Source organism: Kribbella sp. NBC_01510 (assembly GCF_045040325.1).
In the GTDB taxonomy this organism is placed as follows: domain Bacteria; phylum Actinomycetota; class Actinomycetes; order Propionibacteriales; family Kribbellaceae; genus Kribbella.
In genome coordinates this window covers 7,727,689-7,754,418 of the sequence record NZ_CP109418.1, presented here as the reverse complement: position 1 = coordinate 7,754,418, position 26,730 = coordinate 7,727,689, and the positions used below count along the sequence as shown (strand labels likewise).

Here is a 26,730-nt window from a genome sequence, read left to right as displayed (position 1 = left end):
GTCGGCGGGCCGGCTCGCGGCGTTGGGGCATACTGCACCGGTGAGCGACGACGTGTTCGGTACGGCGGGGATTCGCGAGCGGGTGCTGGCCGGGTGGTCGGCGGCGCCGGTGCGGTTCCGGGAGGACGCGAACGCCGAGGAGGATCTGGCGCTCGGTGGGTACGTCGACCGGCTCGTGATCGAGCTCGCGCAGAACGCCGCGGATGCGGCCGCGCGGGCGGGGGTGCCGGGCCGGGTGCTGTACGAGTTCCGCGGCAGCACGCTGGTGGTTGCCAACACCGGTACGCCGCTGTCGGCCGAGGGAGTCGAGTCACTTGCGACGCTGCGTGCGTCGGCGAAGCGAGACGAGCCGACGGTCGGGCGTTTCGGGGTGGGGTTCTCGGCCGTACTCGCGGTGACGGATGAGCCGGTGATCCTGTCGCGGACCGGTGGGGTGCGGTTCTCCAAGGCGGACACGGCGGCCGCGATCGCCGGGCTCGGGTCGGCCGGCCTAGACACCGAAGTACGCCGGCGGGACGGGCAGGTGCCGGTATTGCGGCTCCCGTTCGAGGCCGAGGGCGAACCACCCGAGGGCTACGACACCGCGGTCATCCTGCCCCTCCGCGACGAGGCCGCCGCCGCACTCGTCCGTCGACTGCTGGCTGAGGCCGGAGACGCGCTGTTGCTCGCACTACCCGGTCTCGAACGCATCGAGATCGAGACCGACGAGGGACGCCGGGTCCTGCAGGACGCCGAGTCCCGCTGGTGGATCCACCGCGCCGCCGGAGTCTTCGACGACCTAGAACGCGAAACGCTCCTCGCCGACCGCCCCGTAGAAGAACGCTCCCGCCCCAACTGGTCGGTCCTGTGGGCCCTTCCACGCCACGAGGTCGCGGTGGGAGAATCGTCGGGCGGCGGTGTGGAGTTGCCAGGGGTTGTCCAGGCCCCTACGCCTACGGACGAGCCGTTGTCGCTGCCTGCGTTGCTGTCGGCCAGTTTTCCGTTGGATCCGACGCGGCGGCATGTGGCCAAGGGGCCGTTGGCGGATCGGCTGGTGTGGGAGGCGGCCAAGGCGTACGGCGAGTTGGTGCGAGAGCGGGCTGGGGCCGGGGGTGACGTGCTGCATCTGGTGCCGACCGGGCTGGCGGCGGGTGCTCTTGATGGTGCATTGAGGGACGAGATCGGCAAGGTGCTGCCCGGCACCCCGATGGTGCGGGCGGTTGAGGACGGCGTCTTGCTCAGGCCGCGAGATGCCGTGGTGGTGGAAGGCGCGGACGACGCGTTCAACCGGGTGCTTGCACCGATCGTGCGCGGGTTGATCCGGTCGCCACGACAGGACCGCCTGGCGTTGGATGCGCTCCAAGTACGGCGGTTCGAGCTGGCGGAGGTGGTGGATCAGCTCGGGGGAGTGGCGGCCGACGAGCCACCCGAGTGGTGGCGGAACCTCTACGGCTCGCTGGCCGGCATGGTGACGGATGCCTTGCTGCGTGAGTCTCTCGGCACCCTGCCCGTCCCGCTCGCCGACGGAAGGCTCGTCCGGGGCGCCCGCGGTCTGCTGCTCCCACGCCCGGAGATCCCGACCGACAACCTGGCCGCCTTCGGGGAGTACGGCGTCCGCGTCGTGCACCCGGAGGCCGTCGACCCGGCGCTCGAGCGACTGGGCGCGCTCCCGGCGACACCACGGACGTTGCTCGAGGACAGCGCCGTACGCACGGCGGTCGAGCACTCGATCGAGGCCGACGATCCCGACGCCATCGCGCACGCCGTCCTCAGCCTGGTCGCGGCCGACCCGTCCCAAGCCGACGGGCTGTGGTGGCTCTCCGACCTGGTCCTCCGCGACGCCGACGGCGACCACGTCCCCGCGAACGCGCTCGTCGTCCCCGGATCCGAGGCCGAGGCGGTGCTCGACGACGAGGAGGTCGCGCCGGTCGCCCGCGAGGTGCTGGACCGCTACGGACAGCCCGCGCTGGAGGCGGTCGGCGTACTCGCGACCCTCGGCCTGGTGACGTCCTCGGACGTCGCCCTCGATCAGTTGCCCGAGGCACTCAAAGACCTCGACGGCATCGAGGACTGGGCGTACGACGTGGCGCCCGACGGATCGCGGTACGGCGCAACCGTCGGAGAACTCCTGGCGATCCGCGACCTCGACTGGATCACCGGCGACGCCTGGCCGCGCGTCCTCGAACTGCTCGGATCGTCACCGGAACTCCGGCGCGCCCTGGTCACCCAGGTCCGCGTCGTCGGGCCGGACGACCGTCCCCTCGGCGTACCGTCGTACGCGGCCTGGTGGATCCGCGACCGCGTGCTGCTGGACGACGGCGAACCCTTGGCCGGGCGCGCCGATCCGGACGCCGAGCCCGTGCTGGCGACCTTCCTGGACGACGCGCCCGAGTGGACGGCCGGCCTCGACCCCGAGGTGCGTACGGCGGTCGGTCTGGTCCGCGAGGTCGGGGACCTCGACGCCGACGGCCTCAGCCTGTTGCTGGAACGGCTGGCGGACCCCGACCGAGAGGTGGAGGAGGTCGATCTGCTGCGGCTCTGGCGTCACCTCGGCACGCTGTCGCTGTTTCCGGGCGACGCGCCGGACCACGTCCGGGTCCTCGCGGACGACGGCCTGACCCGGGTCACCGATGCCGGTCGCGCGGTCGTCGTCGACGGCCCGATGTGGTTGCAGCGTGCGGATCTGGGCGGTTTCGTGGTGGCGTCGGGTGCCGCGGCGGACGGTTTGAGCGACCTGTTCGACGTACCGATGGCGCAGGAAGTTGCCGAGGGCAAGATCGATGGTCCGGGTACGGCGGCCGACGTGCCGGCGATCGTCCGCGAGCTGGTCCCCGGGGTCCCGCCGACGTGGTGGGAGCACGAGGAGCTCACCGTCGATGGCGTCGAGGTGTCGTGGTGGGTCGACGCCGGCGGCGCACCGCACGCGGCGACGTTCGACGGCCTCGCGAAAGCGCTGGCGTGGGCGAGCGGCCGCTGGGATCAGCGCCATGTGATCCGCGCCGTGCTCAACGAACCGGACCGCAGTTCAGAGCTCCTGATCGACGCCGCCTACGACTGACCGCAGCGCGGGGTTGTCGATCGAGGTGCTGAGCGACTGGGCCGAGGCTGCGGCTCGGGGGTCGCCCAGGCGGCCGAGGTGGAGTTGAGCGTGGACCAGGAGTTCGCGCAGGTCGCACCGAGCAGCCAGGGCGGAGAGTCTGGTGGTCAAGGTCAGCGCGCGTTCGGTCTCGGATCGATCCAGGGCAGCCGTGATCGCGGCGTCCAGCACGTGTGCGTGGACCCATTGGTAGCGGTCCGGCTCGGTGCTGGCCCGGGTCAGGGCCACGTCGAGCCACTTCGTCGCGGCCGAGTAGTCGCCTCGCCGGGCGTTCAGCAGGGCGAGACCCCGGCCGGCCATGCCTTCCCAGCAAGGGTCGCCGAGTTGGCAGCTCAAGGCCCAGGCCTCCTCGAAACCGTCCGTGGCCGTGTCGAGCTTCCCGGCGTACAGGTCGAGCTCGGCGGCGAGCGCTTGCGGCCAAGGCTGGAAGGCGATCCAGCGTTCCTGCCGGACCAGGTCCAGCGTCTCGGCCAGTGCAGCCCCTGCCTCGCTGTACTCCGAACGCAGCAGATGTGCGCGCCCGACGAGTGACAACGACCACGCCTGCTGGCGGCGATCGCCACAGCGGGCGGCGAGCTCGACCGATGCGTGCAGTTGCTCGAACGCGAGCGCATAGTCGGACCGGTCGGAGGAGTTCATGCCGCGGACGCCGAGGATCGCGGCCCGCTCGTCGTCGGTCTCGGCCACCGCCTGTGCCTTGCCCAGCCACTCGTCGGCGGTACCACGCCGTCCGGCCTGCACCTCGATGAATCCCAGTTCGCGCATTGCAAGCACCGCGGTCGCTCGCTCGCCGGCCTGATCGGCGACGAGGAGCGCTTCGTTCAGGATGATCGCACCCTCCTCGTCGTGGCCGCGGATCGCGTGCACGAGCGCGCCGCCGAGAGCTGCGAGCGCACGGGCTTGCAGCGTCTTGTCGTTGCACCGCACGGCCGATGCAGCTGCTTGCCGTAGGCAAAGGATGCCGGCATCCACGGCACCGGCCACCAATGCGGCACGTCCGGCCTGGAGCTGGCTCACGGCCGCCGCGCGGCTGCTGAGCGGAGGCCCCTGCTGGGTCCCGATCAGGGCGGCTCCGCGCAAGGATTCGGTCACCTCGACTCCCAGCTCGTTCCGGAACAGGTCCTCACACAACGTGATCTGGCGCAGCGCGCCGGCCTCGTCGCCCGACTGCGCCAGGCTGCGGACGAGCAGTTCGTGATTGCCCTGCTCGAGCGGATGGGCGGCAACCGCCTTGGCCGCGAACGGGATCGCGTCGGCAGCCTGTCCACTTGCCAGCAAGGCGATCGCGTGCTGCCGCAGCCGCGCCTCGATGGCGCCGGCGACCCGGCGACGCTCGACCAGCAGCCACGACTCGAACTCGGGACATGACTCGAGCTCCACACCCTCCAGCAGTTCGCCGCTCGACATCAGCAACAAGTCGTCCAACTGCAGGACATCCACCGTCGTGGCGTCGAGCCCGGCGGACACCGGATCGCCGGTCAGCACCTCCGGTACGCCGATCGCCCGGCGGAGCTCGGCCAGGGTCCAGCGGAGTGCGCCGAGCGGGTCCTCGGCATCCGCGAAGAACAGCTCGGCGAGCCGGCGGCGGCTGGGGGGCCGCTCGGCCAGCAACACATACCCGAGCAGCCCCCAAGCCTTCTTCCCCCGCGGCTGACGTCCCGGCTTCTCGATCACCGGCGGTCCGAGCAATCGGATCAGCGGCACAGATCTCATCCCCTCCCGTGAGACCTCCAGTGTCGCCCGGTGCGTCACCCGTGTCAGCGTCGGACGCCGACCGCCTCCAGGTACTCCGCGCGCGCCGCGACCGTACCGTCGTCTGCGTAGTCGAATGCTCGCGGTACGTCGGCGAGATCCGTGGCGAAGTGGCGATAGTCCTCGCCGTCCAGCGACCCGGCCAGGCGGGTGATCGGTCCGTAGAAGTCCATGAACCACATCGCGAAGTGCTCCGGCGAGTGGTAGCGGAACACGTACTCACGCTTGGTCAGCGCCGTCCACTCGACCCGATCACCGAACAGTTCGGCCAAATGGTCCTCGGTGCCCCACAGCGTCGGCGACTGCACCCCGGCCGGCGGCGGCGCCCACTTGGACACCACCTTGAACAGCTGACCGATCATCCCGGCCGGCGTCCAGCTCGCCAGTGCGATCTTGCCGCCCGGCTTGACGACCCGGACGAGCTCGTCCGCCGCGCGCTGGTGATCGGGCGCGAACATCACACCGACCGTGCTCAGCGCGAGATCGAACGCCTGACCCGGGACCGGCAGCTTCTCTGCGTCGCCTTCGGTGAAGGTGACCGGAAGGTGCTCCGCCGCGGCCCGTTCGCGGCCCTGCTCCAGCAGGTTCGCCGCGTAGTCGACACCGGTCGCCTCGGCGAACCGCCGGGCCGCCGCCAGCGCCGCGTTGCCCTGACCACAGGCGACGTCGAGGGCGCGCTGCCCGGCCCGGACGTCGGCGGCCTCGACCAAGAGCTCGGCGATGATCTGCAACGTGTTGCCCACCCGTGGGTAGTCGCCGGTCTGCCACCCGGCCCGCTGCTTGTCCTTGATCGCCTCGAAGTCCACGGCCGTACTCGTCATCTGTTTCCCCCTGGAAGTCACTACCACTTCGGTGGCCGGATCTGGCCATCTGGATCCCAGCCAAAACGGTCACCGTGTGACGCGGCGTGTGACGACGCACGGCGTCGTACGACGGGACCAACACCCGCACTGGTCACACAGAGCAAAACATCGTTGTCATAGGTTGGTATATCGACTGATCTGCGGATATGACTTCATCTTTCCAACGTGGCAACGAACTCTTGCCAACGTTGTCATCGCTACTTATAGTCCGACACACCTCTCGGTCGGTGACCGCCCTGTCCGCGCAACGGAAACGGAGGTGACTTTCGTCATGAACGAAGCGCCGCGCCCCCAGTTCGAAGATGTCGAGGATGTCGTCCGCTATCAGCTGAGTCGGCGAAGCCTGGTCGGAGGAGGTGCCGCGGCCGCGATGACCGCCTTCCTGGCGGCCTGCTCCGGCGGTGGCGGCTCGTACTCCGACAAGCCCGCCAACGACAACAAGCCCGCCGCCACCAAGTCGATCCAGATCGGTAAGGCCAACATCCCGGTCCCACGGGACCAATCGGTGATCGTCGGCCAGGTCGAGTACACGGTCTTCGACAGCTTCAACGGGATGATCCCGAACGGCTCGCCGTCGGGTGCCGGCGTGGAGCTGAGCACCGAGCCGCTGTTCTACCTCAGCTTCGCCACCGGTGAGATGAAGCCTTGGCTGGCGACCGAGTACAAGTACAACGACGACCACACCGAGGTGACCTTCAAGTTCGACCCGAAGGCGCACTGGAACGATGGACAGCCGCTGGGCGCGAACGACTTCAAGTTCACCATCATGCTGCTGAAGGATCGCCCGGACCTGTTCGGCGGCGGCGGTGAGCTGAAGGAGTTCGTCAAGGACATCGAGGTCCCGGACGCTCAGACCGCGGTGGTCAAGATGACCAAACCGGGACCACGGTTCCACTACAACTTCATCTCCGCGATCGCCGGTCCGCCGCTCGGGATCATGCCCGAGCACATCTGGAAGTCGCAGGACCCGACGAAGTACAAGGACAACCCGCCGGTGCACAGCGGTCCGTACAAGCTGAAGCAGGCGATCCGGAACCAGAAGATGTTCGTCTGGGAGAAGGATCCGAACTACTGGAACAAGGACAAGCTCGACGTCAAGCCGCAGTACGTCGTCTACCAGAGCACGTCGAAGCAGCTCGACCAGGCGTCACTGGCGTTCGAGCGCGCCGAGTTCGACGTCGGCTCGGTGGACGAGCAGCACGCCAAGCAGTTGCGCAACACCGGCTACCCGGCCTTGCAGACCACGCAGTTCCACGACCCGAACCCGCGGGTGATGTGGCTGAACTGTGACCCGTCCCGGGGTGTGATCTCGGAGCCGAAGATGCGCTGGGCGATCAACTACTGCCTCGACCGGGAGAAGATCGGCAAGTCGATCTGGCCGGTCCCGGTGCCGCCGGCGCAGTACCCGTGGGCGGACTACCCGACCAACGACAAGTGGAAGAACGACGAACTCGCGAACAAGTACAAGTTCGAGTTCAACCCGGACAAGGCGACCCAGCTGCTCGACGAGATCGCGCCGAAGAACGCCGCCGGCAAGCGCACCTACAAGGGCAAGGAGATCAACCTCGAGATCATCACGCCCTCGCCGGTCGACGGCGGTGAGTACGCGATCGCCAACGTGCTGAAGACCGAGCTGGCCAAGGTCGGTGTCCCGGCCACCCTGCGCAGCCTGGCCGGCAACGTGCACGACGAGAAGTTCCAGCGCGGCCTCTACGACATCGACTCCAGCTGGGCCGGGATCGCGGTCGACCCCGAGCAGCTGTACTCGGACTGGACCAGCGACAAGTACCAGCCGGTCGGCAAGAACGCGGCCGGCAAGAACAAGCTGCGGTACCGGAACCCGAAGTTCGACGAGATCTCCGAGAAGCTCGCCCAGCTCGACCCGAACAGCGAGGAAGCCAAGCCGCTGCTCAACCAGGCGCTGGAGATCTACTTCCAGGACCTGCCGATGCTGTCGGTGATCCAGACCGGCTACCCGTCGTACTTCAACACGACGTTCTGGAAGGGCTGGCCGACCGACGAAGACCTGTACGAGGTCCCGCTGAACTGGTGGCAGCACTTCATCTTCGTGCTGGGCAAGATCGAGCCCACCGGGCAGAAGGGACCGGCGTGACGGCGGAGGCCCCGCCTGCGGTAGCTGTCGACAAGAGCCAGGACTCCGCACCCGTCTCGGGGGTGCGGGCCTGGCTGTCGCGGCATCCGCTGGCGGCGTACGCGATCCGCCGGTTCGGGCTGTATCTGATCGAGCTCTGGGGCGCACTGACCATCGCGTTCTTCTTCTTCCGGCTGATGCCGGGTGACCCGATCCAGACGCTGATCCAGACCCTGCAGCAGAACTACATCTACAACGCGCAGGCGAGTGCCGAGATCATCGCCCGCTACAAGCACGAGTTCGGGCTGGACGGGAACCTGCTGACGCAGTACCTGACGTACATGCAGAAGCTGATTCTGCACGGTGATCTCGGGCCGAGCCTGATCAACTACCCGACGCCGGCCCAGACCGTGATCCTGCGATCGTTGCCCTGGACGATCGGTCTGCTCGGCATCTCCGCCGTACTGGCCTGGATCCTCGGCATCGCGATCGGCGCGGTCGCCGGCTGGCGGCGCGGCAAGGCCGGCTCCGCGATCGCCACCAATCTGTCGATCGCGCTGTCGCACGTGCCGTACTTCTTCGTCGCGCTGGTCCTGGTGTACATCTTCGCGTACTCGATGGGTGTGCTGCCGGCCAGATCGGCGTACGACTCCAACATCAATCCGGGGATCAGTCCGCAGTTCGTCGGCAGCGTGCTGAAGTACGGGTTGTTGCCGGCGCTGTCGATCGTGATCATCGGGACGTTCAGCTGGATCCTGTCGACCCGGATGCTGATGGTTCCGATTCTCGGCGAGGACTACCTGGTGTACGCCGAGGCGAAGGGACTGAAAGGCCGGCGGATCCTGACCCGGTACGCGCTGCGGAACTGCTACCTCCCGCAGGTGACCGCGTTCGGGATCTCGCTGGGCTTCATCTTCAACGGGAACGTGCTGGTCGAGCAGCTTTTCAACTACCCGGGACTGGGGACCACGCTGGTCACCGCGATCCAGCAGCTCGACTTCAACACGATCCTCGGCGTGACCGACATCGCGATCTTCTCGGTCCTGACCGCCGTCCTGCTCCTCGACCTCGTGCTCCCGCTGCTTGACCCGCGGGTCAAGTACTGGAATTGACGTCCTCCCCGCCCGTGAAGGATGGGGATTCCAACTACTACGCGGAGGTAGCGAGTTGAGGTTCACGCTTCGGCGAGACCCGTGCGGACGTCTCTCGGCGTGCGCTGACGGCCCGTCCGGCCGCGATGTTCACTGCAGCGTTCATGTCGGCGTTCGCCCGATGTCCGCAGGCCACGCACCGGAACACCGCTTGGCTCTCGCGGTTTTCCGGTGCGCTATGCCCGCAGACGCTGCAGGTTTGCGACGTGTACGCAGGGTTGACCTTCTCGACGCGTCTGGGTGCCTTGTGCTCCAGACGACGTACCAGGGCGCCCCACCCGTTGGCCAGGATGCCGCGGTTGAGTCCGGCCTTTGCATGGCGCTGGTTATGCAGGTACGCGCCTGGTTGTGCGGGATCGGGCTTGGGTTTGGGGCGTCGGGTCATCGGGGCGATGCGCAGGTCTTCCACGCGGATGATGTCGAATCGCCGCGCGAGGTCGGTGCTGGTCTTCTCGACCCAGTCCCTGCGGCGGTCAGCGGCGCGGGCATGCAGTTTGGTGATCGCGTCTCGGACCCGTCGGTGCCGGTTGGAGCCGCGGCGGCACCGGGCGAGACGGCGCTGCTGCTGCTTCAGCCGGTCCTCCTCACGCCTCGACAGGCCGGGACACGACAGGAGTTCCCCGGTGGAGAGGGCCGCCGAGACAGATACGCCGCGGTCCACGCCGACGATCTCCCCCGTGCCGGGTGCGGGGATCGGCGGAGGGATGACGGCGAACGCGAGGTTCCAGCGACCCGCCCGGTCGCAGGTGATGCGGTACGACTTCGCCTCGGGAATGGCACGGGACAGCCGGACCCAGCCGACCTTCGGCACGTTGACCTTGGCCCACCTCCGGTTGAGCCTGACGATCCGGGATGCCTGGGGACCGACGATGCGGAACCCTTCGTGCCGCCCGGCCTTGCGCCACGTCGGGCGCCTGTGGGTGCGTGCGTGGAAGTTCTTGATGGCCTGGTCGAAGTCTCGCAGGGCCTGCTGTTGGACGGTCTGAGATCCGGATCGCAGCCACGCGCACGCGGCCCGTGCTGCGGTCAGTCGCCGGCACTGCGCAGGAAAGTCTGGCGTCGGGCCTTTGTCGCGGGTCCACATCGACCACTGCTCGAGCGCCAGGTTCCACACATATCGGGCATGCCCGCACTGCTCCAGCAACGCAGCTTGCTGTGCGGGAGTCGGGTACATCCGGAACCGGGACATGCCACCTACCCAATCAGCCGGGACCGACAGTCCCCGACCTCCGAAGGGAGGCAGTCGCGGGTCCGCCCCGCCCCGAGGGCCGGGGCCTCCCCGCGAGCAACCCGATGAGAAGAGCACTTGCTGCAGTACTACGGACCATCCGGCACAGCAGACGGCTGGCGACCGGACTGGTCATCCTCGGACTGCTGATCCTGATCGCGCTGTTCAGCCCGCTGATCACCAAGGCCATCGGTGGTGGCCAGGACCCGATCGAGCTGGCGGCGTACGACAAGTGGCTGGTGCCCGGGCCGGACCACCTGCTCGGCACCGACCAGTTCGGGCGGGACGTGTTCGCGATGGTCGTGAAGGCACTCGCGGTGTCTCTCCAGATCGGTGCGATCGCCGGTGTCATCTCGACGGTGATCGGTGTGATCGTGGCGTTCGTCGCCGGGTACAAGGGCGGCTGGATCGACAACGTGCTCTCGACGTTCACCGGGATCCTGCTGGTGATCCCGACGTTCCCGTTGCTGATCGCGCTGTCGGCGTACGCGAAGAGCGTGAGTCTGTTCCAGGTCGGCGTGATGATCTCGATCTTCGCCTGGCCGTTCGCGGCCAAGACGATCCGGTCGCAGGTGCTGAGCCTGCGGACCCGTCCGTACGTCGACCTGGCGCGGGTCAGTAAGGCGCGCGACCTGGAGATCATCACCACCGAGCTGCTGCCGAACCTGCTGCCCTTCATCGGCGTCGGGTTCGCGGCGTCGGCGCTCGGCGCGATCTTCGGCCTCGTCGGCCTGGAGATCATCGGCCTCGGGCCGGCCGGCGTGATCGACCTCGGCCAGATCATCTTCAACGCGATCGGCACCGGCGCGCTGACGCTGGGTGCCTGGCCGATGTTCGTCGTGCCGATCGCACTGCTGACCTTGTTGTTCGCGGCGCTGAACATGGTCAACATCGGCCTCGAAGAGGTCTACAACCCGCGACTGAGGGGAGTGGCCGGTGAGTGACTCGGCGAACGTGCTGGAGATCATGGGACTCGAGGTCGCCTACTCGACCAACCGTGGCGACGTGAAGGCGGTCCGCGGGATCGACCTCGACGTACGGCGCGGCGAGATCCTCGGCATCGCCGGGGAGTCGGGCAGCGGCAAGAGCACGCTCGCGGTCGCACTGCTCCGGCTGCTGAAGCCGCCGGGCAAGGTGACCGGTGGGTCGGCGATGTTCCACCCGGCCGGGCGGTCGCCGGTGGACCTGCTCAAGGTGCAGGGCGAGGAGCTCCGGGTGCTGCGGTGGTCCGCATTGTCGTACCTGCCGCAGGGGTCGATGAGTTCGCTCAACCCGGTGATGCGGGTGCGCGACCAGTTCAAGGACGTGATCCTGGAGCATGCGCCGGGGCGACGCGACTCGCTGTCCGAGTTGATCCCGCGGCTGCTGGGACAGGTCGGGCTGGAGCCGCGGGTCGCCTCGATGTATCCGCACGAGCTGTCCGGTGGGATGAAGCAGCGCGTGCTGATGGCGATCGCGGTCGCGCTCGAACCGGATCTGGTGATCGCGGACGAGCCGACCACCGCGCTGGACGTGACGATCCAGCGGGTGATCCTGCAGTCGCTGGCCGACCTGCGCACCGACTTCGGGGTCACGCTGATGGTGATCTCGCACGACATGGGTGTGCACGCCCAGCTGGCCGACCGGGTCGCGGTGATGTACGACGGCGAGTTGGTCGAGGTCGGCGGCGTACGTCAGGTCTTCAAGAATCCACGGGATCCCTACACCCGGCAGTTGATCGAGTCGATCCCACGACTGGGACGGAGGGCATCGTGACGTTGGAGCTCGAACTTCGTGGCGTACAGCAACGATTCCATGCGCGCGGTGTGGCCGGCGGGTATGTGACCGCGGTGGACGACGTGAGCTTCACGCTCGCCGCGTCGCCGCCGCAGATCGTGAGTCTGGTCGGTCAGAGTGGCAGCGGGAAGAGCACGATCGCGCGGAACGTTCTCGGCCTGCAGAAGCCGACCGCCGGATCGGTGCGGTACGGCGGGAAGGACATCTTCCGGCTGAGTCGCGCGGAGTACGACGAGTACCGGCGCGACGTCCAGCCGGTGTTCCAGGATCCGTATGCGATCTTCAACCCCTTCTATCGCGTGGATCGCGCGCTGTGGAAGGCGGTGAAGAAGTTCGGGCTGGCCTCCACGCGGTCAGCCGGTCTGGAGCTGATCGAGGAGTCCCTGCGGGCGGTGCGGCTGGAACCGGAGAACGTCCTCGGCCGGTATCCGCATCAACTGTCAGGCGGCCAGCGGCAACGCATCATGCTGGCCCGGGTGCACATGCTGCGTCCGTCGTTCATCATCGCCGACGAGCCCGTGTCGATGCTGGACGCCCAGGTCCGCAAGCACTTCCTGGACATCCTGCTCGACTTCCAGCGCGAGCACGGGATGACCACGCTCTTCATCACCCACGACCTGTCCACCGTCTACTACCTCGGCGGCGAGGTCATGGTCATCACCAAGGGCCAGATCGTCGAACGCGGCCCGGTCTCCACCGTGATGCACGAGCCGTCCCACCCGTACACCGAGCTCCTGCTCGACTCGATCCCGCAACCCGACCCCGACAACCGCTGGACCACCCGCATCCAGGTCGACGAACTGGACCGCGTCGACGACAACACCCCCGCCGACGCCACCAAGCCGGAAGCCCCGATCCTCTGAGCGACCGTCTCACGGGTCAACCCCCGAGCCTGTGGGTTGCCCCCTCGAAATCCCAGGGGGCAACCCACCAGGTGAGGGGTCGACCCCTCAAAGGGGGCTCTACTGCGCGATGTGTTGGGGGGTCTGGTTGGTCGCTGGGCCGGCGAGAGCTCACGGCCACCCGGACCGCCCAGGTGAGCTGAACGCCTCCCCTGCGGCCAGGACCCGTGCTCGGCGCCAGCGTTGCGCCCGCCTCCGCCCCCGGCCCAGTCCGGGGAGGGTTTTACCCCCGTGAGAGGACATTTCCCTCCCAGTTCACCCACCTCCCGGAGCTGGGACACCTACTGGGCACCAGTCCACGGCCGCTCGGAGCGGACCCAACCGATCCACGATCCGAACCCCACCTCAGCGGACGCTGAGTCGTGGATCCAGGCGATCAAACCAGCGCGTCGACAACCCCGATCCACGACTCGACGACCGTCCTGCCGTTGACACCTCGCTCCACGACTCGCCAAAACACAACCACGATCCCTGTGCACGCCCGACGACTGCGCCCGGGGGGGGTGACGCCACGGCTTGGGGCGAGGGTGCGGTCAGATGGTTTTGATGGCTGGGTCGCTGATGCCGGGGGTGCCGGTTTCGACGTGGCCGGCGAAGCGGCGCAGGTACGACGGCTCCGAGTCGATGGCCACCGAGACGTCGTACCAGCGGCTGGTGGTGGTGACGGTGTGCGTGGTCATGCCGGGGCGGAGGTCGAGCCGCTTCGGCTTGCCGCCGTACGCGTCGGTGATGGTGACGCGGCGGGCGGTGTCGGTGGTGAGGGTGAGGTCGACGTTGCCCGTGCGGGTGTTCTCGCGGGCGGTGATCTCCAGGCCGGTGGCGGGCTTGCCCTTGAAGGTGCGGAGGAAGCCGTTCGGGCCGTGCACGGTCAGGTCGTAGACGCCGTTGGAGTAGCTGGTGTTCCAGCTGTCGGCGACGCTCTTGCCGGCCTCGGTCGTGTAGGTCCACGGGCCGTCGGTCCGGTTCGCGGACGTGATCAGGAACTGGGCGCCGGCCTGCGCGCCGGAGCTGAAGGTCAGCTTGTACTTGCCTCCGGCAACCACGCCGTCGACGATCGACGCGTAGGGCAACGGCCTGGTACGGCGGCTGCCGCGCTCCTGAGCCGGGATCCGGCCGACCGCCGGTGGCGTCGGCACGTAGTCCGGGTGCCGCTTGTCGTCCGGCGGCTCGTAGGCCGTGGTGTCCGGGAGCCGCGCCGGCCGGGTGGCCGTCGTACCGAAGTCGAAGGCCGAGGTCAGGTCACCGCAGATCGCCCGCCGCCACGGCGAGATGTTCGGCTCGTGCACGCCGAACCGCTGCTCCATGAACCGGATGATCGAGGTGTGGTCGAACACCTCCGAGCAGGTGTAGCCGCCGGTGCTCCAGGGCGACACGACGAGCATCGGCACGCGCTGACCCAGACCGTACGGGCCCGGGGCGACCTTGGTCCCGGTGTACAGGTCGGGCCCGACGTCGACGGTCGACAGGCCCTTTGCCGCGGACATCGGCGGGTACGGCGGTACGGCGTGATCGAAGAAGCCGTCGTTCTCGTCGTACGTGATGAATAGCGCGGTCTTGCTCCAGACCTCGGGGTTCGACGTGAGGGCGTCGAGGACCTGGGAGATGTACCAGGCGCCGTAGTTGGCCGGCCAGTTCGGGTGCTCGGTGAAGGCCTCCGGCGCGGCGATCCAGGAGATCTTCGGCAGCCGGTTGTTCTTCACGTCGGCGGTCAGCTGGGCGAACAGGCTCTCGCCGGCCTTCGCGTTCGTGCCGGTGCGGGCCTTGTCGTACAAAGGATTCCCGGCCTGGGCGTTGCGGTAGGTGTTGAAGTACAGCAGCGAGTTGTCGCCGTAGTTGCCGCGGTAGGCGTCGTCGATCCAGCCCCAGCCGCCGGCGGCGTCCAGGCCGTCGCCGATGTCCTGGTAGATCTTCCACGAGACGCCTGCCTGCTCGAGCCGCTCCGGGTACGTCGTCCAGCCGTAGCCGGCCTCGTCGTTCCCGAGGACCGGGCCGCCGCCGGTGCCGTCGTTGCCCGTGTAGCCGGTCCACATGTAGTACCGGTTCGGGTCGGTCGAGCCCATGAACGAGCAGTGGTACGCGTCGCACACAGTGAACTTGTCCGCGAGCGCGTAGTGGAACGGGATGTCCTCGCGGGTCAGGTACGCCATCGTGGTCGAGGTCTTGGCCGGGATCCACTGGTCGCACTTGCCGTTGTTGTGCGCTTGGTGCGCGTCGGGCCAGCTGTGCGCGAGGTCCTGGATGAACTGCAGGCCGAGGTTGTCCGCCTCCGGCCGGAACGGCAGGATCTCCCGGCCGGCGGCGTCCGTCTGATGCCATACGGGCTGACCGCTCGGCAAGACGACCGGCCGCGGGTCACCGAAGCCGCGGACACCGTTGAGGGTGCCGAAGTAGTGGTCGAACGATCGGTTCTCCTGCATCAGTACGACGATGTGCTCGACGTCCTTGATGTCGCCGAACCGGCGACGGGCCGGGATCGCGGCGGCCTGCTCGATACTGTTCGTCATGGCGGCGAACGCGGCCGATGCTCCCGCGAGCTGCAGGAACCTCCGGCGGTTGATGTCTGGCATACGGGTCTCCTGACGGGCGGTGGGGCGGATGGAGTCTGGAACACCAGGACTGCGTCGCAGGCACCCTAGTCTGAACGATTAACACCCGGAAGATGAACTCTGCTGTCCGTTCCCGGTGACTTCCAAACTGTTCCGAACGCCGCGTCCGTAGTTCGATCACCGGCAGCGATTGCTCTCCGCGACGTTCGGCGGGAGACTGGACTAGCGCGCGGCCTGGGGGTTGGGGGAGGCTGCGATGGGCGGGCCGGCGCTCGCTGGAGGCGCCGCAACAGAGGTGGAGCGGCAGCGGCTCCAAGGGCAGCTCGCGGCCTTGACCGACCAGTTCGCCGCCGCCAACGAAGTACTCTCCGCGGTCGGCCGCTCGGCCGGCGACCCGGACACCGTTCTCACCACGATCGTCGAAAGCGCCCGCCGGCTCTGCCGCTCGCAGGCCGCGCAGCTGTATCTGTTCGAGGACGGAAGCTACCGACTCAGCAAAGCAGTTGGTATGTCGGCGGAGTCGATCCGCTACATCACCGACCACCCGATCCCGATGGACCGGGGAACGTTGATCGGCCGGGCCGGCCTGGACCGGACGACCCAGCAGATCGCCGACGTCCTGGCCGACCCCGACTACAGCCGCCAGGACCTGCAGCAGGTGGGCGGCTTCCGGACGACGATGGGCGCGCCGATGCTGATCGACGACGAGGTGGTCGGGGCGCTCTGCGTGTGGCGCAACGAGGTCAGTCCGTTCGACCAGCGCGAGCGGGATCTGGTAACCGCGTTCGCCGGGCAGGCGGCGATGGCGGTCAACAGCGTGAAGCTCGTGCAGCAGCTCGAGGCGCGCGGCGCCGAACTCGCCCGCAAGGTCGGTGAGCTGGAGGCGCTGCGCGAGGTCGGCGAGGCGGTGACGTCCAGCCTCGACGTGTCCAAGGTGCTGGCGACGATCGCCAAACACGCGGTCCGGATCTCCGCCACCGACGGCGGCTCGATCATGGAGTACGACGAGGTCCAGCGACAGTTCCTGGTCCGCAGCGTCTACCGGACCGACCAGAGTGTGATCGAGCGGCTGCGGGCGACACGGATCCATCTCGACGAAACGCTGGTCGGTCGTGCGGCCAAGCTGGGCCGGCCGCTGGCGGTGCCCGACCTCAGTACCGCGGAACGCGATCCACATCTCGCGGTGCTGTACGAGGCCGGCTGGCGTTCGCTGGTCGCCGTACCACTGCTCCGGGAGGGGCAGATCGTCGGTTCGCTGGTGGTCCGGCGGAAGCGACCCGGGGAGTTCTCGGCGGAGACGCTCGCGCTCCTGGAGATGTTCGCAGACCAGTCGACGCTCGCGCTCCTGAACGCGCAGCTGTACCGAGAGCTCAAGCAGAGCAGTGCGGAGCTGGAGGTGGCCAGCCGGCACAAGTCCGAGTTCCTGGCCAGCATGTCGCACGAGCTTCGGACGCCGCTCAACGCCGTCCTCGGTTTCTCCGAAGTCCTGCTGGAGCGGATGTTCGGGGACCTCAACGAGCGGCAGGAGGAATACCTGCGCGACATCCACGGCTCGGGCAAGCACCTGCTCGAGTTGCTGAACGAGATCCTCGACCTGTCCAAGGTCGAGGCCGGCCGGATGGAGCTGGAGTACACGACGTTCCCGCTGCGCCGGTTGCTCGACAACACCGCGGCGATGTTGCGCGAGCGGGCCACCCTGCACGGCATCGACCTGCGGGTCGAGGTCGGGCCCGACATCGACGAGGTGTACGCCGACGAGCTGCGGCTGAAGCAGGTCGTGCTGAACCTGATGACCAACGCGGTGAAGTTCACCGGCGACGGCGGCTCGGTGGTGGTCAGCGCGACCCGGTCCGGGGCCGAGGTCCACATCGCGGTCACCGACACCGGTCGCGGCGTACCGCCGGAGGACCGGGAGCGGATCTTCGAGTCGTTCCAGCAGGGCGGTCGCGGTCCGTCGCAGGAAGAGGGCACCGGCCTCGGGTTGACGTTGTCGCGGCGGATCGTGGAGCTGCTCGGCGGCCGGATGTGGTTGGAGAGCGAGGTCGGGGTCGGCAGCACGTTCGGGTTCTCCTTACGCAGCAGGGAGAACGTGGACCGGCCGGACCCGGCCCGGACAGTCGGCGACGTCGTGGTCATCGAGGACGACCGGCCATCGCTCGACCTGATCACGGCCTATCTGTCCGGCGCGGCTCTGCAGGTCACGGTCGCCGCCGACGGTCAGTCCGGGCTGGACGCGGTCCGGCGAGTCCGGCCGGCCGCCGTGCTGCTGGATATCCGGCTGCCGGGAATCGACGGGTGGGCCGTGCTGCAGGCGTTGAAGGCCGAGGCGGCCACCCACGACATCCCGGTGATCATCGTGTCGATCGTCGAGGAACGGGCTCGGGGCGCGGCGCTCGGGGCCGCCGCGTATCTGGTCAAGCCGGTCAGTCGGGACGCGTTGTTGCAGGCACTGCGATCGGTCGGCGTGATGGCCGGCCTCGAGGGGGAGAATCGATGAATCCGGGCCGGATCCTGGTGGTGGAAGACAATCCGAAGAACCTCAAGCTGGTACGGGACGTGCTGAGATTCTCCGGGTACGAGGTGATCGAGGCGACCTCGGGTGAGGACGGGGTCCGGCTCGCGGCCTCCGAGCATCCCGACCTGATCCTGATGGACCTGCAGCTGCCCGGCATCGACGGTGCCGAGGCGTTGCGCCGGATCCGGGCCGGCGAGCAGACCCGCGCCGTACCGGTGGTCGCGGTGACCGCGTTTGCGATGGACCACGATCGGCAGCGGGCCTTTGACTCCGGCTTCACCGGGTACGTCGAGAAGCCGATCAGCGTGCGCCGGTTACCGCAGCAGGTCAGGGACTTCCTCAGATTGGGCGGTGCGACATGACGAAGGTGCTCGTGGTCGACGACCAGCCACCGAACGTCCGGCTGCTGGAGGCCATCCTCAGTCCGCGCGGGTACGACGTACTGACCGCGTCGTCGGGTGAGCAGGCGCTGGAGCTGATCGATGCCGAGGACATCGATCTCGTCCTGCTCGACATCCTGATGCCGGGGATGGACGGGTACGAGGTGTGCCGGCGGATCCGGGACCAGGTGGACACGGCGTACCTACCGGTCGTGATGGTGACGGCCAGCGGCGACGAGCAGAAGGTGAAGGCGCTCGAGGCCGGGGCGGACGACTTCCTCACCAAGCCGGTCAACCAGAGCGAACTGCTCGCCCGGGTGGCGTCGCTGGCCCGGATCAAGCGGTACCAGGACACGATCAAGCGGCAGGCTGCCGAGCTGACCGCGTGGAACCAGGAACTGGAGACGCGGGTCGAGAGCCAGGTGTCGCAGCTGCAGCGGATGGGCCGGCTACGCCGGTTCCTCAGCCCGCAGCTGGCCGAGCTGATCGTGGACTCCGGGGACGAGTCGTTCCTGGCCAGCCACCGGCGCGAGATCGTCGTGGTCTTCTGCGACCTGCGCGGCTTCACCACGTTCGCGGAGGCGAGCGAGCCGGAGGAGGTGATGGGCGTGCTGGAGGAGTACCACCACGCGCTCGGCGACCTGATCTTCCGATTCGAGGGCACGCTGGAACGCTTCGCGGGCGACGGCCTGATGGTGTTCTTCAACGATCCGGTCCGCTGTGAAGACGGCCCGTTGCGGGCGCTGCGGATGAGCGTCGCGATGCGGACCCGGGTCCGTGGGCTGGCCGAGACGTGGGGCCGGCACGGGCACGACCTGGCGCTCGGCATCGGCGTCGCCCAGGGGTACGCGACGCTCGGGACCATCGGGTTCGATGGACGGCTCGACTACGCGGCGATCGGGAGCGTGACCAACCTGGCCTCGCGGTTGTGCGACGTCGCCGAACCTTGGCAGATCCTGGCCACCGAACGCGTCTACAGCGCCGCCGATGGCGCGGTCATCGGCGAGGACGCCGGACTCCGCGAGGTCCGTGGTTTCAGCCGGACCGTGCATGCCTACAGCATTCGTGGTCTCGACAACTCCCGGATCGCATCATGACCGGCGACCTGTGGACCGCTCCGGGCGAGGCGGCCCGTCGACTGTCCGCCATGACCGAGGACGAGCGGTACCACTACTTCGACCAGTTGCAGTCGCGGCTGGTCGGGGTGTGGGAGGCCATCGGGCTCAACTACAGCGACGAGTCGGTGGTCGTCGTACCGTCCCTCACGCTGGACCGGACCGAGGCCATCGGCACCGGGACGATGATGCAGGCTTACGAGGAACGGTTCCTGTTCCTCCTGATCCTGCTGCGGGAACCGCGGCTGCGGATGATCTACGTGACGTCGCTGCCGATCACGCCCGAGATCGTCGAGTACTACCTGGCGCTGCTGCCCGGGGTGATCCCGAGCCACGCCCGCGCCCGACTGTCGCTGATCGCGGTCAACGACGCCAGGCCCATCTCGCTCAGCGAGAAGCTGCTGGCCCGGCCGCGGCTGCTCCAGCGGATCGCGGACCTGATCCCGAACCGGATGCGCTCGCATCTGATTCCCTACAACACGACCGAGCTCGAGCGGGATGTCGCGATCAGTCTCGGTATCCCGATGTACGCCGCCGATCCGCGGCTGGCCCCGCTGGGTTCGAAGTCCGGGTGCCGCCGGATGTTCGCGGAGGTCGGCGTACCGCACCCGCTCGGCGCGGAGAACCTGCACACGCTCGACGACCTCGCCGACGCGCTGCTCGCGATGCGGGCCGAGCGGCCGGCGATGGACAGCGCGATCGTGAAGCTCAACGAGGGTGTGTCCGGCGAGGGCAACGCGGTGGTGCGGCTGAAAGGCCTACCGGCGTCGGGCTCGGCGGGGGAGCGGGACGAAGTGCTCGAGCGACTCCGATCGATGGAGCTGGAGTCCGAGAAGATGTCGTTCGAGACGTACATCGCCAAGTTCGCCGAGAACGCCGGGATCGTCGAGGAACGGATCGTCGGTACCGATCTGGAAAGCCCGAGTGTCCAGCTGCGCGTGCTGCCCGGTGGCGAGGTCGAGCTGCTGTCGACGCACGACCAGTTGCTCGGCGGGGCGAGCGGTCAGAGCTACCTGGGGTGCGTCTTCCCGGCGGCGGCGGAGTACGCGCGGCTCATCACCGAACATGCCGCGACGATCGGGCGGCGGCTGGCGAGCGAGGGTGCGCTCGGGCGATTCGCGATCGACTTCGTGGTGGTCAAGGACGCGGCCGGCGGCTGGACGCCGTACGCGATCGAACTGAACCTGCGCAAGGGCGGGACGACCCATCCGTTCCTCACCCTGCAGTTCCTGACCGACGGGCGCTACGACCCGCGGACCGCACTCTTCCTGACGCCGGGAGGTGACGAGAAACATCTGGTCGCGACCGACCACCTCGAGTCCGAACTGCTGACCGGCCTGACGCCGGCGGACCTGTTCGACATCGTGGCGCGGAACAAGTTGCACTTCGACCAGTCCCGGCAGGTCGGCGTGGTGTTCCACATGATCAGCTGCCTGACCGAGAAGGGCCGGCTGGGCCTGACGGCCGTTGGCAACACGCCGGCCGACGCGGATCGCCGGTACCGTGATGCTTCCCGCATTGTGCTGGCGGAGGCCGAGCAGGCCTTCGTCGAACGTCCGCTCCCGGTCTGAGAGGTTCGATGCAGCGAGTTTGGTACGTCGCCTACGGTTCCAACCTCGCGCTCGACCGATTCCGCTGCTACCTGGCCGGCGGCCGCCCCGCCGGCGGCGCCCGCGTGTACGTCGGCTGCCGCGACCACAGCGACCCGGGGCGGAACGTCGGCGTCCAGATACCCGGCGGGATCGTCTTCGCCGGCGAGTCGCGAGTCTGGGGCGGCGGTTCGGCCTTCTACGACCTCGCCGCCCCACGCCAGGTCGCCGGCCGCGCCTACCTGCTGACTGCCGACCAGCTCGGCGACGTCGCGGCTCAAGAGATGCGCCGAGAACCGGGCGGCGAGTTCGCCCGCGACCTGGCCGCCCTGCTGCCGGACGTCGACGCAGTCCACACGATGGGCCCCGGCCGCTACGAAACCGTGGTCCGCCTGGGCGACCACGACGGCCTTCCCATGTTCACCGTCACCCACGACACAGTCGCCGACCTCGAGCCGGCCGCGCCCACAGCGCCGTACCTCCGCTGGATCGCCGCCGGCCTGACTGAAGCCCACGGCTGGAACACGCAGCAGGTCGTGGAATACCTGCAGGCCGCGCCGGGCGTCCAGAAAGCCTGGACGCCCGCCGCGCTGACGGACCTGCTTACCGCTTGAGCGTCAGCGCGGGACCACGTCGACGATCGCGACGACCTTGCCGGACGCCAACACGGCTCCGAAGTTCTTCGCATCGCCGCGTGACACCAGGAAGACCGCGCCGTTCTCTCTGCTGAGCAAGACGCCGGGCACGGTGAACTCCTGCTTGCTGGCCACGCCGTAGAAGATCACCCGGCCACCCACCGCGGCGGTCGCCGGCAAGGTCGCCGGATCTGCGATCCGCAGCGCTACCGGATCCCGCGGCAACGCAGTCGAAACCCCGATCGAGGCAACATCCGACGTTGCCACAACGGCGCCCACCGGGAGATCTTTGAGGGCCACAGTCATGGCCAACGGAAACTCGGCGGGCAACTGGCCGGCGGCGGCCTCGCGCATCTCGACCTTGAGATCGCCCGGATTCAGCATTGAGAACGCCGAGATCGCCCGATTCACAACCAGAACTGGTCTGGTCTCATCTCCGTCGGGGCGATTGGCCAGCCAGGTGACGACGGGGACTGCGATCAGAATGACCACGAGGAAAAGCAGCGACCCGGCGATCGGGGAAATCCCGCGCCGTCGTCCCTTTGGTTGGGGCGGTCGGGGCGGAAGCGTCGACTCTGCCTGCTCGGCGGCCGGGCCGGACTGGGATGACACGCAAGGAGACTACGGCTTGTCAGGCGCCGCCCGTCGGAGGCGCGCTGGTCCGGCGGTACTGCTCCATGTCTGCAGGTCTGGCCTGCCGAACAAACTTGTCGAACGCCCTCCACATTCGCTTCTCTTCCTCGAGGCTACCGGGCGTTTTGAGCCCTAGCGCAGCCAGCAACTGTCCTCGGTGAAGCTCGAAACCTGCTTTAATCCGTTCGCCGTACTCCATCGCGGCGGAGAGAGACGATTCGTAGGCGAGCGTGGCACCGACAGCGCCGACGAGAAGACACAAGCAGGCGACCCATGGTGCGGCGCCGGTAACACTCAGGATGATGAAGTCCGCCACGCCGAAAGCTGCCCAGAACAGGCAAGTGACGAGGAGGAACTCGAGGGTGGCGCGTCTGTCCTCGACGTCGCGCTGAACTGATTCGGGGAGGAGATGGTAAAGCCGCGGCCATATGACGATGGTGTCGGCGTTGTAGCGCGCGAACGGGTATCGCTCGGCTGTTCGCAGGATGTTACCCAGCCGGGTCGGCAGGACCTCATCTTCGTCAGGATACTCAAGATAATGCTGCCATTGTGTCGCCTCGGTGCGTCGTCTCCTGTGCCAGTCGGCACTACGCTGTCCTAACGGAGTTCGCTCGATCGGGTACCCCTCGAACAAGCGGATGATATTGCGCCACTGGCTTGCGACGATGGCAGCGAAGAACCAGGTGACTACGAAGTAGGCCAGTCCGAGAACAATCCTCCCGGCAGTAGACAGGCTCTCCCACCATGCCGCGAGCCGGTCGAGTCGACCGCTTTGGATGAGAATTGGCCAGCTGAGAATTACAGGAAAGACGGCAACTGGCAGGAAGGCATTCTTGAGGAAGCGGCGCTCCAGCAGGCTGGATGCCCGGTCGTAAAGGTCAGTGAGTGCCACTCGGGCCTTCCTCTATGGCCCGAACGCTGTGAGTCTGATGGGGACGCCTCCTCTGCATGGGGCAGTTGCCCGGAACGACCTGTTGCCAGGCACCCCAGCCGCAATCGCATTCGCACCAGACGGATTCGTGGTCCTGCGTCGGATTGCCTGCAAGCGAGTCACTCATGCGCCCCACCCCTCATCTCCTCCATGAGAGCAGGTCGTTGCCGTCTAGTCCATATGATCCGGGCGGGGAAGTGGTCTCCCCGCCCCGGACCGGGAATCAGCGCTTGACGGCGATGCAGGTGGCGGCGGTGGTTTTGGTGGGGTCGCTTTCGGAGGTGGCGGTGAGGGTGATCTTGGCGAGGGGGGTCGTGCCGGGCTTGGTGTAGACGGGGACGGTGACCTGTTGGCCGGCGTTGGCGGTGGTCAGGGCGTTGGGGAGAGCGATTGACCAGTCCTTGCCGTTCACCTCGGCGGAGACGCGGTAGACGTCGCCCTTCAGGTACGGCGTGATGTCCTCGGGGTGCTCGGAGACGGTGCCGGCCGTGCCGGTGTTGGTGAGTGAGAAGTTGCAGGTCTGGACACCGTTGGACGCCGGCTTGGCGACGGTCGGCAGGACGCGGACGCCACGCTTCTGGGCGCCGGAGCCGTCCAGCGAGCGGACCGCGACCGTGTAGGACAGCACGCCCGCGCGGTCCCGGTGCACGTTGGTGATGTAGAAGTGCAGCCGGTTGGCGGTGTCGGTGTACTCGTACTCGCTGCCCGAGTTCGTGCCGGCGTGGAACAGCGCGTCCGACAGTTGGCGGTAGTCGCCGATCGTGATCGGGACCTTGGTGCCGTCGGGCAGCACGTAGTCGGTCATGTTGATGTCCTGCGGGTTGGCGTCGACGACCCACTCGAACGGCGCCTGATCCTGGTTCTTGGTCTTCGCCAGCAGTACGCCGGAATCGGGCGTGAACGAGTCCGTGCCCATCCGGTCCACCACCTCGACCGTGTAGTTCTGGTATCCGCGCCCGTCACACAGCGGGTCCGTGTTCACATCACAAGGCGGCGCCAGATCGCCCGTACCGCCGAGCTGGATGTTGATCCCGGACAAGCCCGTCGACCCAGGTTGCGCGGTCCGCGCGGTGACGTTCGCGATCACCACGCCCGACGTCGCCAGCGCCTCCCGCGACAACCGCAGCACGTTCTGCTCGTCGACCATCTGCAGCTTGATCTTGTTGCGCAGCATGTGTTGCGCGCCCATCGAGGCACCACCGGTCGCCGGGATCATCCACCGGCTGTGTGGTCCGCCGGGTCCGTTGAAGCTGCCCCGGCTGAGCATCTCCCAGATCCCGGTATACGCGCGCCGGGCGGGAACGCCGTACGGATTGTTGTAGTTGTCGCCGATGCCCAGGATGTGGCTGAACTCGTGGGCGAACACGGCCATGCCCGAGCTCTCCGCCTGGGTCGACGAACCACCGCCGGCGTTCGGCCAGATCGACGCTCCCGCGGCCCACGAGGTCCAGTCGACGTAGCGGGTGTTCGACCAGTTCGGCAGGCTCGGGTCCGGCGGCCCGAAGTCGTCGGTGACGTCCTCCTTGGTCGGGAACTTCATCATCCCGAACTCCTGCCAGGTGGACGACTCGTCCTGGCCGGCACTCAGAAAGAACACGAAATCGAACCCGGCCGGTACGTCGGGACCCTGATCGGCCACCCACGCCGCGCGACCGTCGGTGCGGATGTTCTTCGTGCAGTTGTCACCGGCCGGGCAGGCGGTGCCACCCTGGAACTCCATCGCGTACTCGTGCGACTTGCCGGGCATCCGGTACGGGCCGAACGCGGTCAGGTCGACGCCGTACCGGCCGCCGGAGTCCTCCATCCAGTACTCGTGCAGGGTGTGGCCGCGGTTCAGCGCGTTGGGCGTGTTGAGGAAGTTCTTGTAGAACTCGCCGACCTGGTCCCGCGGTACGCCGTTCGCCTCGGCACTCGGGTTGCCGAACACGGTCGAGCCCTTGGGCTTGGTGATGACGAAGTCCTGGTTCGGATAGTCGAGCAGCACGAGGGCACCCTTGAACGTCCGGACCGAGCCCTTCGTCGCCGGGTTCGCCCAGTCGGTCCCGGGCGGCTTGACGTAGTCGCTCCAGGTCATGTGGTCCGGGTTCTCCCAGTTCTGCGGGTCGATCGGACCCGGCAGACCCTGGGAGGTGGTGGCGGCGATCCGCTGGTCCTGGCCCGGCTCCTGCCACGGCTGCTTCTGCGGCCAGTGCGGATACTGCCAGGCATTCACGGGATCCGGGGGAGCGGCCGCCGAGTCGGTGGTCGCGGGAGCAGGTGCGGTCAGGGCCACGCCTGCGACGGCTGCGGCGCCGAGCACGGCGGCCAGCCGTACGGCGAAACGGGACTTCCGGAGGTTGGGCACGGGCGGTGTCCGATCGACGAGGGCGGATAACGGATCGGGATTTTGCCCGTCAGCATGCCCTTTTCACGGGCTGCCGACACGGCGGTTTTCCCCTGCGTCACCGAGCCCGGCGTTTTCCGCAACCATCGAGCCCGGGGGGTGGAATCGGCGCGGGGCAGGCGGACAATCACAGCATCGGGAAAGGGGCCGGAGATGGCCGACGACGTGATCATCGTGGGAATCGACGCCGCGTGGCAGCGCAGCAAGGCACTCGACTGGGGGGTGACCGAGGCGCTGCTGCGGGAGTTGCCGCTGCGTGCGATCCACAGCGTCGAGGAGCCGAGGCGTTACAGCGACACCCACGCTCCGGTGCGGCTCGACGGGGAATCGGTCGTCCCGGTGAGGATCGACAAGGCGGCCGCCCGGGTGGTCGACGAAGTGCGCCCGTACCTGGCGGGAATCGACACCGAGCTGGACTTTGGCGTCGACCTGCGCGTCGGGAAGCCGGATGACGTGCTGGTCGACCTCAGTGCGACCGCGACGATGCTGGTGCTCGGCCGGCGCGGGCACGGCGTCTTCGCCGACCTGCTGATCGGCTCCACCTCCGACGCGGTCGGCAACCGCGGCCGCGGCCCGGTGGTCGTCGTACCGAGCGGCTGGCAGCAGCAGGAGCATCGCACCGCCCCGGTCCTGGTCGGCGTCGACTGGATCCAGTCCGAGCCCGACCAGCCGGCCATCGAGTTCGCCGCGGACCACGCCGCCGCGCACGGCGTACAGCTCACCCTCGTCCTGGTCTGGGACTTCCCCTGGGAGGTCGCCACCGACCAGCCCGCGTCCGCCGAAGATATCGACCAGTGGCACGACATGGCTGATGCCCGCGGCGCCGAACTCGTCGAGGAGTGGCGCGCCAAACGGCCCGGCCTCGAGATCACGCATGACGTCCACCAGGGCCACCCTGTCGAAGGCCTCCTCGCCGCCGCCGAGGACTTGAACCCCCAACTTCTCGCCGTCGGCGGCCGCCCCCGCTCCCGCCTCGCCGAACACCTCCTGGGCTCCACCGCCCGAGGCGTCCTGCACCACACCACCCACCCCATCGCCATAGTCCACCAACGCCCGTAGGTGCCGTCGTAGCCGACGACCGAACGTTCGACGGGAACGAGCAAGAAGTCGATCCGGCTGTGAATCCACCACAGCGACGACTACACGCTGATGTCGCCATTGGG

Annotated in this window: 19 protein-coding genes; 12 read left to right on the top strand and 7 right to left on the bottom strand. The window is 68.0% G+C overall.

Annotated features, from left to right (window positions below; genetic code table 11):
• The first annotated feature begins 40 nt into the window (after positions 1–40).
• Positions 41–3,037, top strand: a complete 2,997-nt coding sequence (locus OG558_RS37935) for a sacsin N-terminal ATP-binding-like domain-containing protein (protein WP_405067326.1) — start codon at positions 41–43, stop codon at positions 3,035–3,037.
• Here OG558_RS37935 and OG558_RS37930 read toward each other — a convergent pair.
• The gene (locus tag OG558_RS37930) at positions 3,005–4,780 is read right to left on the bottom strand and encodes a BTAD domain-containing putative transcriptional regulator (RefSeq protein WP_405067325.1); all 1,776 of its coding nucleotides are present in this window, start codon (positions 4,778–4,780) and stop codon (positions 3,005–3,007) included. The two genes, OG558_RS37935 and OG558_RS37930, sit on opposite strands and share 33 nt — an antisense overlap.
• Positions 4,781–4,833: 53 nt before the next feature.
• A complete protein-coding gene (locus OG558_RS37925; protein ID WP_405067324.1) occupies positions 4,834–5,649 on the bottom strand; it encodes a class I SAM-dependent methyltransferase in 816 nt (271 codons plus the stop codon).
• A 313-nt stretch (positions 5,650–5,962) separates the two neighbouring features.
• On the opposite strand from OG558_RS37925, the gene OG558_RS37920 reads away from it, so the two are divergent.
• Together OG558_RS37920 and OG558_RS37915 are read left to right on the top strand one after the other, a co-directional pair.
• Positions 5,963–7,804, top strand: a complete 1,842-nt coding sequence (locus OG558_RS37920) for an ABC transporter substrate-binding protein (protein ID WP_405067323.1) — start codon at positions 5,963–5,965, stop codon at positions 7,802–7,804.
• The gene (locus OG558_RS37915; protein ID WP_405067322.1) at positions 7,801–8,895 is read left to right on the top strand and encodes an ABC transporter permease; all 1,095 of its coding nucleotides are present in this window, start codon (positions 7,801–7,803) and stop codon (positions 8,893–8,895) included. The genes OG558_RS37920 and OG558_RS37915 overlap by 4 nt, the downstream gene beginning before the upstream one ends.
• A gap of 37 nt (positions 8,896–8,932) precedes the next feature.
• Here OG558_RS37915 and OG558_RS37910 read toward each other — a convergent pair whose 3' ends face one another.
• On the bottom strand, positions 8,933–10,123 hold the full coding sequence (locus tag OG558_RS37910) for an RNA-guided endonuclease InsQ/TnpB family protein (RefSeq protein WP_405067321.1): 1,191 nt from the start codon (positions 10,121–10,123) through the stop codon (positions 8,933–8,935).
• A 104-nt stretch (positions 10,124–10,227) separates the two neighbouring features.
• On the opposite strand from OG558_RS37910, the gene OG558_RS37905 reads away from it, so the two are divergent.
• The 3 genes from OG558_RS37905 to OG558_RS37895 are packed head-to-tail and all read left to right on the top strand — an operon-like array spanning position 10,228 to position 12,801.
• Positions 10,228–11,106, top strand: coding sequence for an ABC transporter permease (locus OG558_RS37905; protein ID WP_405067320.1), 879 nt, complete (start codon positions 10,228–10,230; stop codon positions 11,104–11,106).
• On the top strand, positions 11,099–11,917 hold the full coding sequence (locus tag OG558_RS37900) for an ABC transporter ATP-binding protein (RefSeq protein ID WP_405067319.1): 819 nt from the start codon (positions 11,099–11,101) through the stop codon (positions 11,915–11,917). The genes OG558_RS37905 and OG558_RS37900 overlap by 8 nt, the downstream gene beginning before the upstream one ends.
• The gene (locus OG558_RS37895) at positions 11,914–12,801 is read left to right on the top strand and encodes an ABC transporter ATP-binding protein (RefSeq protein ID WP_329476296.1); all 888 of its coding nucleotides are present in this window, start codon (positions 11,914–11,916) and stop codon (positions 12,799–12,801) included. Before OG558_RS37900 ends, OG558_RS37895 begins: the two co-directional genes overlap by 4 nt.
• Positions 12,802–13,373: 572 nt before the next feature.
• Here OG558_RS37895 and OG558_RS37890 read toward each other — a convergent pair.
• A complete protein-coding gene (locus OG558_RS37890) occupies positions 13,374–15,407 on the bottom strand; it encodes a phosphocholine-specific phospholipase C (RefSeq protein ID WP_405067318.1) in 2,034 nt (677 codons plus the stop codon).
• A 235-nt stretch (positions 15,408–15,642) separates the two neighbouring features.
• On the opposite strand from OG558_RS37890, the gene OG558_RS37885 reads away from it, so the two are divergent.
• Genes OG558_RS37885 through OG558_RS37865 form a run of 5 tightly spaced genes read left to right on the top strand, consistent with a single transcriptional unit; the run spans position 15,643 to position 21,599 of the window.
• Positions 15,643–17,883 carry a GAF domain-containing protein gene (locus OG558_RS37885; RefSeq protein WP_405067317.1) on the top strand — a complete coding sequence of 747 codons (2,241 nt, stop codon included), beginning with the start codon at positions 15,643–15,645 and terminating at the stop codon, positions 17,881–17,883.
• The gene (locus OG558_RS37880) at positions 17,880–18,263 is read left to right on the top strand and encodes a response regulator (protein WP_328520112.1); all 384 of its coding nucleotides are present in this window, start codon (positions 17,880–17,882) and stop codon (positions 18,261–18,263) included. The genes OG558_RS37885 and OG558_RS37880 overlap by 4 nt, the downstream gene beginning before the upstream one ends.
• Positions 18,260–19,378: a response regulator gene (locus OG558_RS37875; RefSeq protein WP_405067316.1), complete on the top strand. Its 1,119-nt coding sequence runs from the start codon at positions 18,260–18,262 to the stop codon at positions 19,376–19,378. The genes OG558_RS37880 and OG558_RS37875 overlap by 4 nt, the downstream gene beginning before the upstream one ends.
• A complete protein-coding gene (locus OG558_RS37870) occupies positions 19,375–20,967 on the top strand; it encodes a peptide ligase PGM1-related protein (protein WP_405067315.1) in 1,593 nt (530 codons plus the stop codon). The genes OG558_RS37875 and OG558_RS37870 overlap by 4 nt, the downstream gene beginning before the upstream one ends.
• A gap of 8 nt (positions 20,968–20,975) precedes the next feature.
• On the top strand, positions 20,976–21,599 hold the full coding sequence (locus OG558_RS37865; RefSeq protein ID WP_405067314.1) for a histone deacetylase: 624 nt from the start codon (positions 20,976–20,978) through the stop codon (positions 21,597–21,599).
• A gap of 3 nt (positions 21,600–21,602) precedes the next feature.
• Here the strand turns inward: OG558_RS37865 and OG558_RS37860 are convergent, their stop codons facing one another.
• The 3 genes from OG558_RS37860 to OG558_RS37850 all read right to left on the bottom strand — a co-directional run bounded on the left by OG558_RS37860 (position 21,603) and on the right by OG558_RS37850 (position 25,528).
• A complete protein-coding gene (locus tag OG558_RS37860) occupies positions 21,603–22,112 on the bottom strand; it encodes a hypothetical protein (protein WP_405067313.1) in 510 nt (169 codons plus the stop codon).
• Positions 22,113–22,251: 139 nt separating this feature from the next.
• Positions 22,252–23,145: a hypothetical protein gene (locus tag OG558_RS37855; protein WP_405067312.1), complete on the bottom strand. Its 894-nt coding sequence runs from the start codon at positions 23,143–23,145 to the stop codon at positions 22,252–22,254.
• A gap of 262 nt (positions 23,146–23,407) precedes the next feature.
• Positions 23,408–25,528, bottom strand: a complete 2,121-nt coding sequence (locus OG558_RS37850) for a M6 family metalloprotease domain-containing protein (RefSeq protein ID WP_405067311.1) — start codon at positions 25,526–25,528, stop codon at positions 23,408–23,410.
• A 192-nt stretch (positions 25,529–25,720) separates the two neighbouring features.
• On the opposite strand from OG558_RS37850, the gene OG558_RS37845 reads away from it, so the two are divergent.
• The gene (locus OG558_RS37845) at positions 25,721–26,626 is read left to right on the top strand and encodes a universal stress protein (protein ID WP_405067310.1); all 906 of its coding nucleotides are present in this window, start codon (positions 25,721–25,723) and stop codon (positions 26,624–26,626) included.
• Positions 26,627–26,730: the final 104 nt, after the last annotated feature.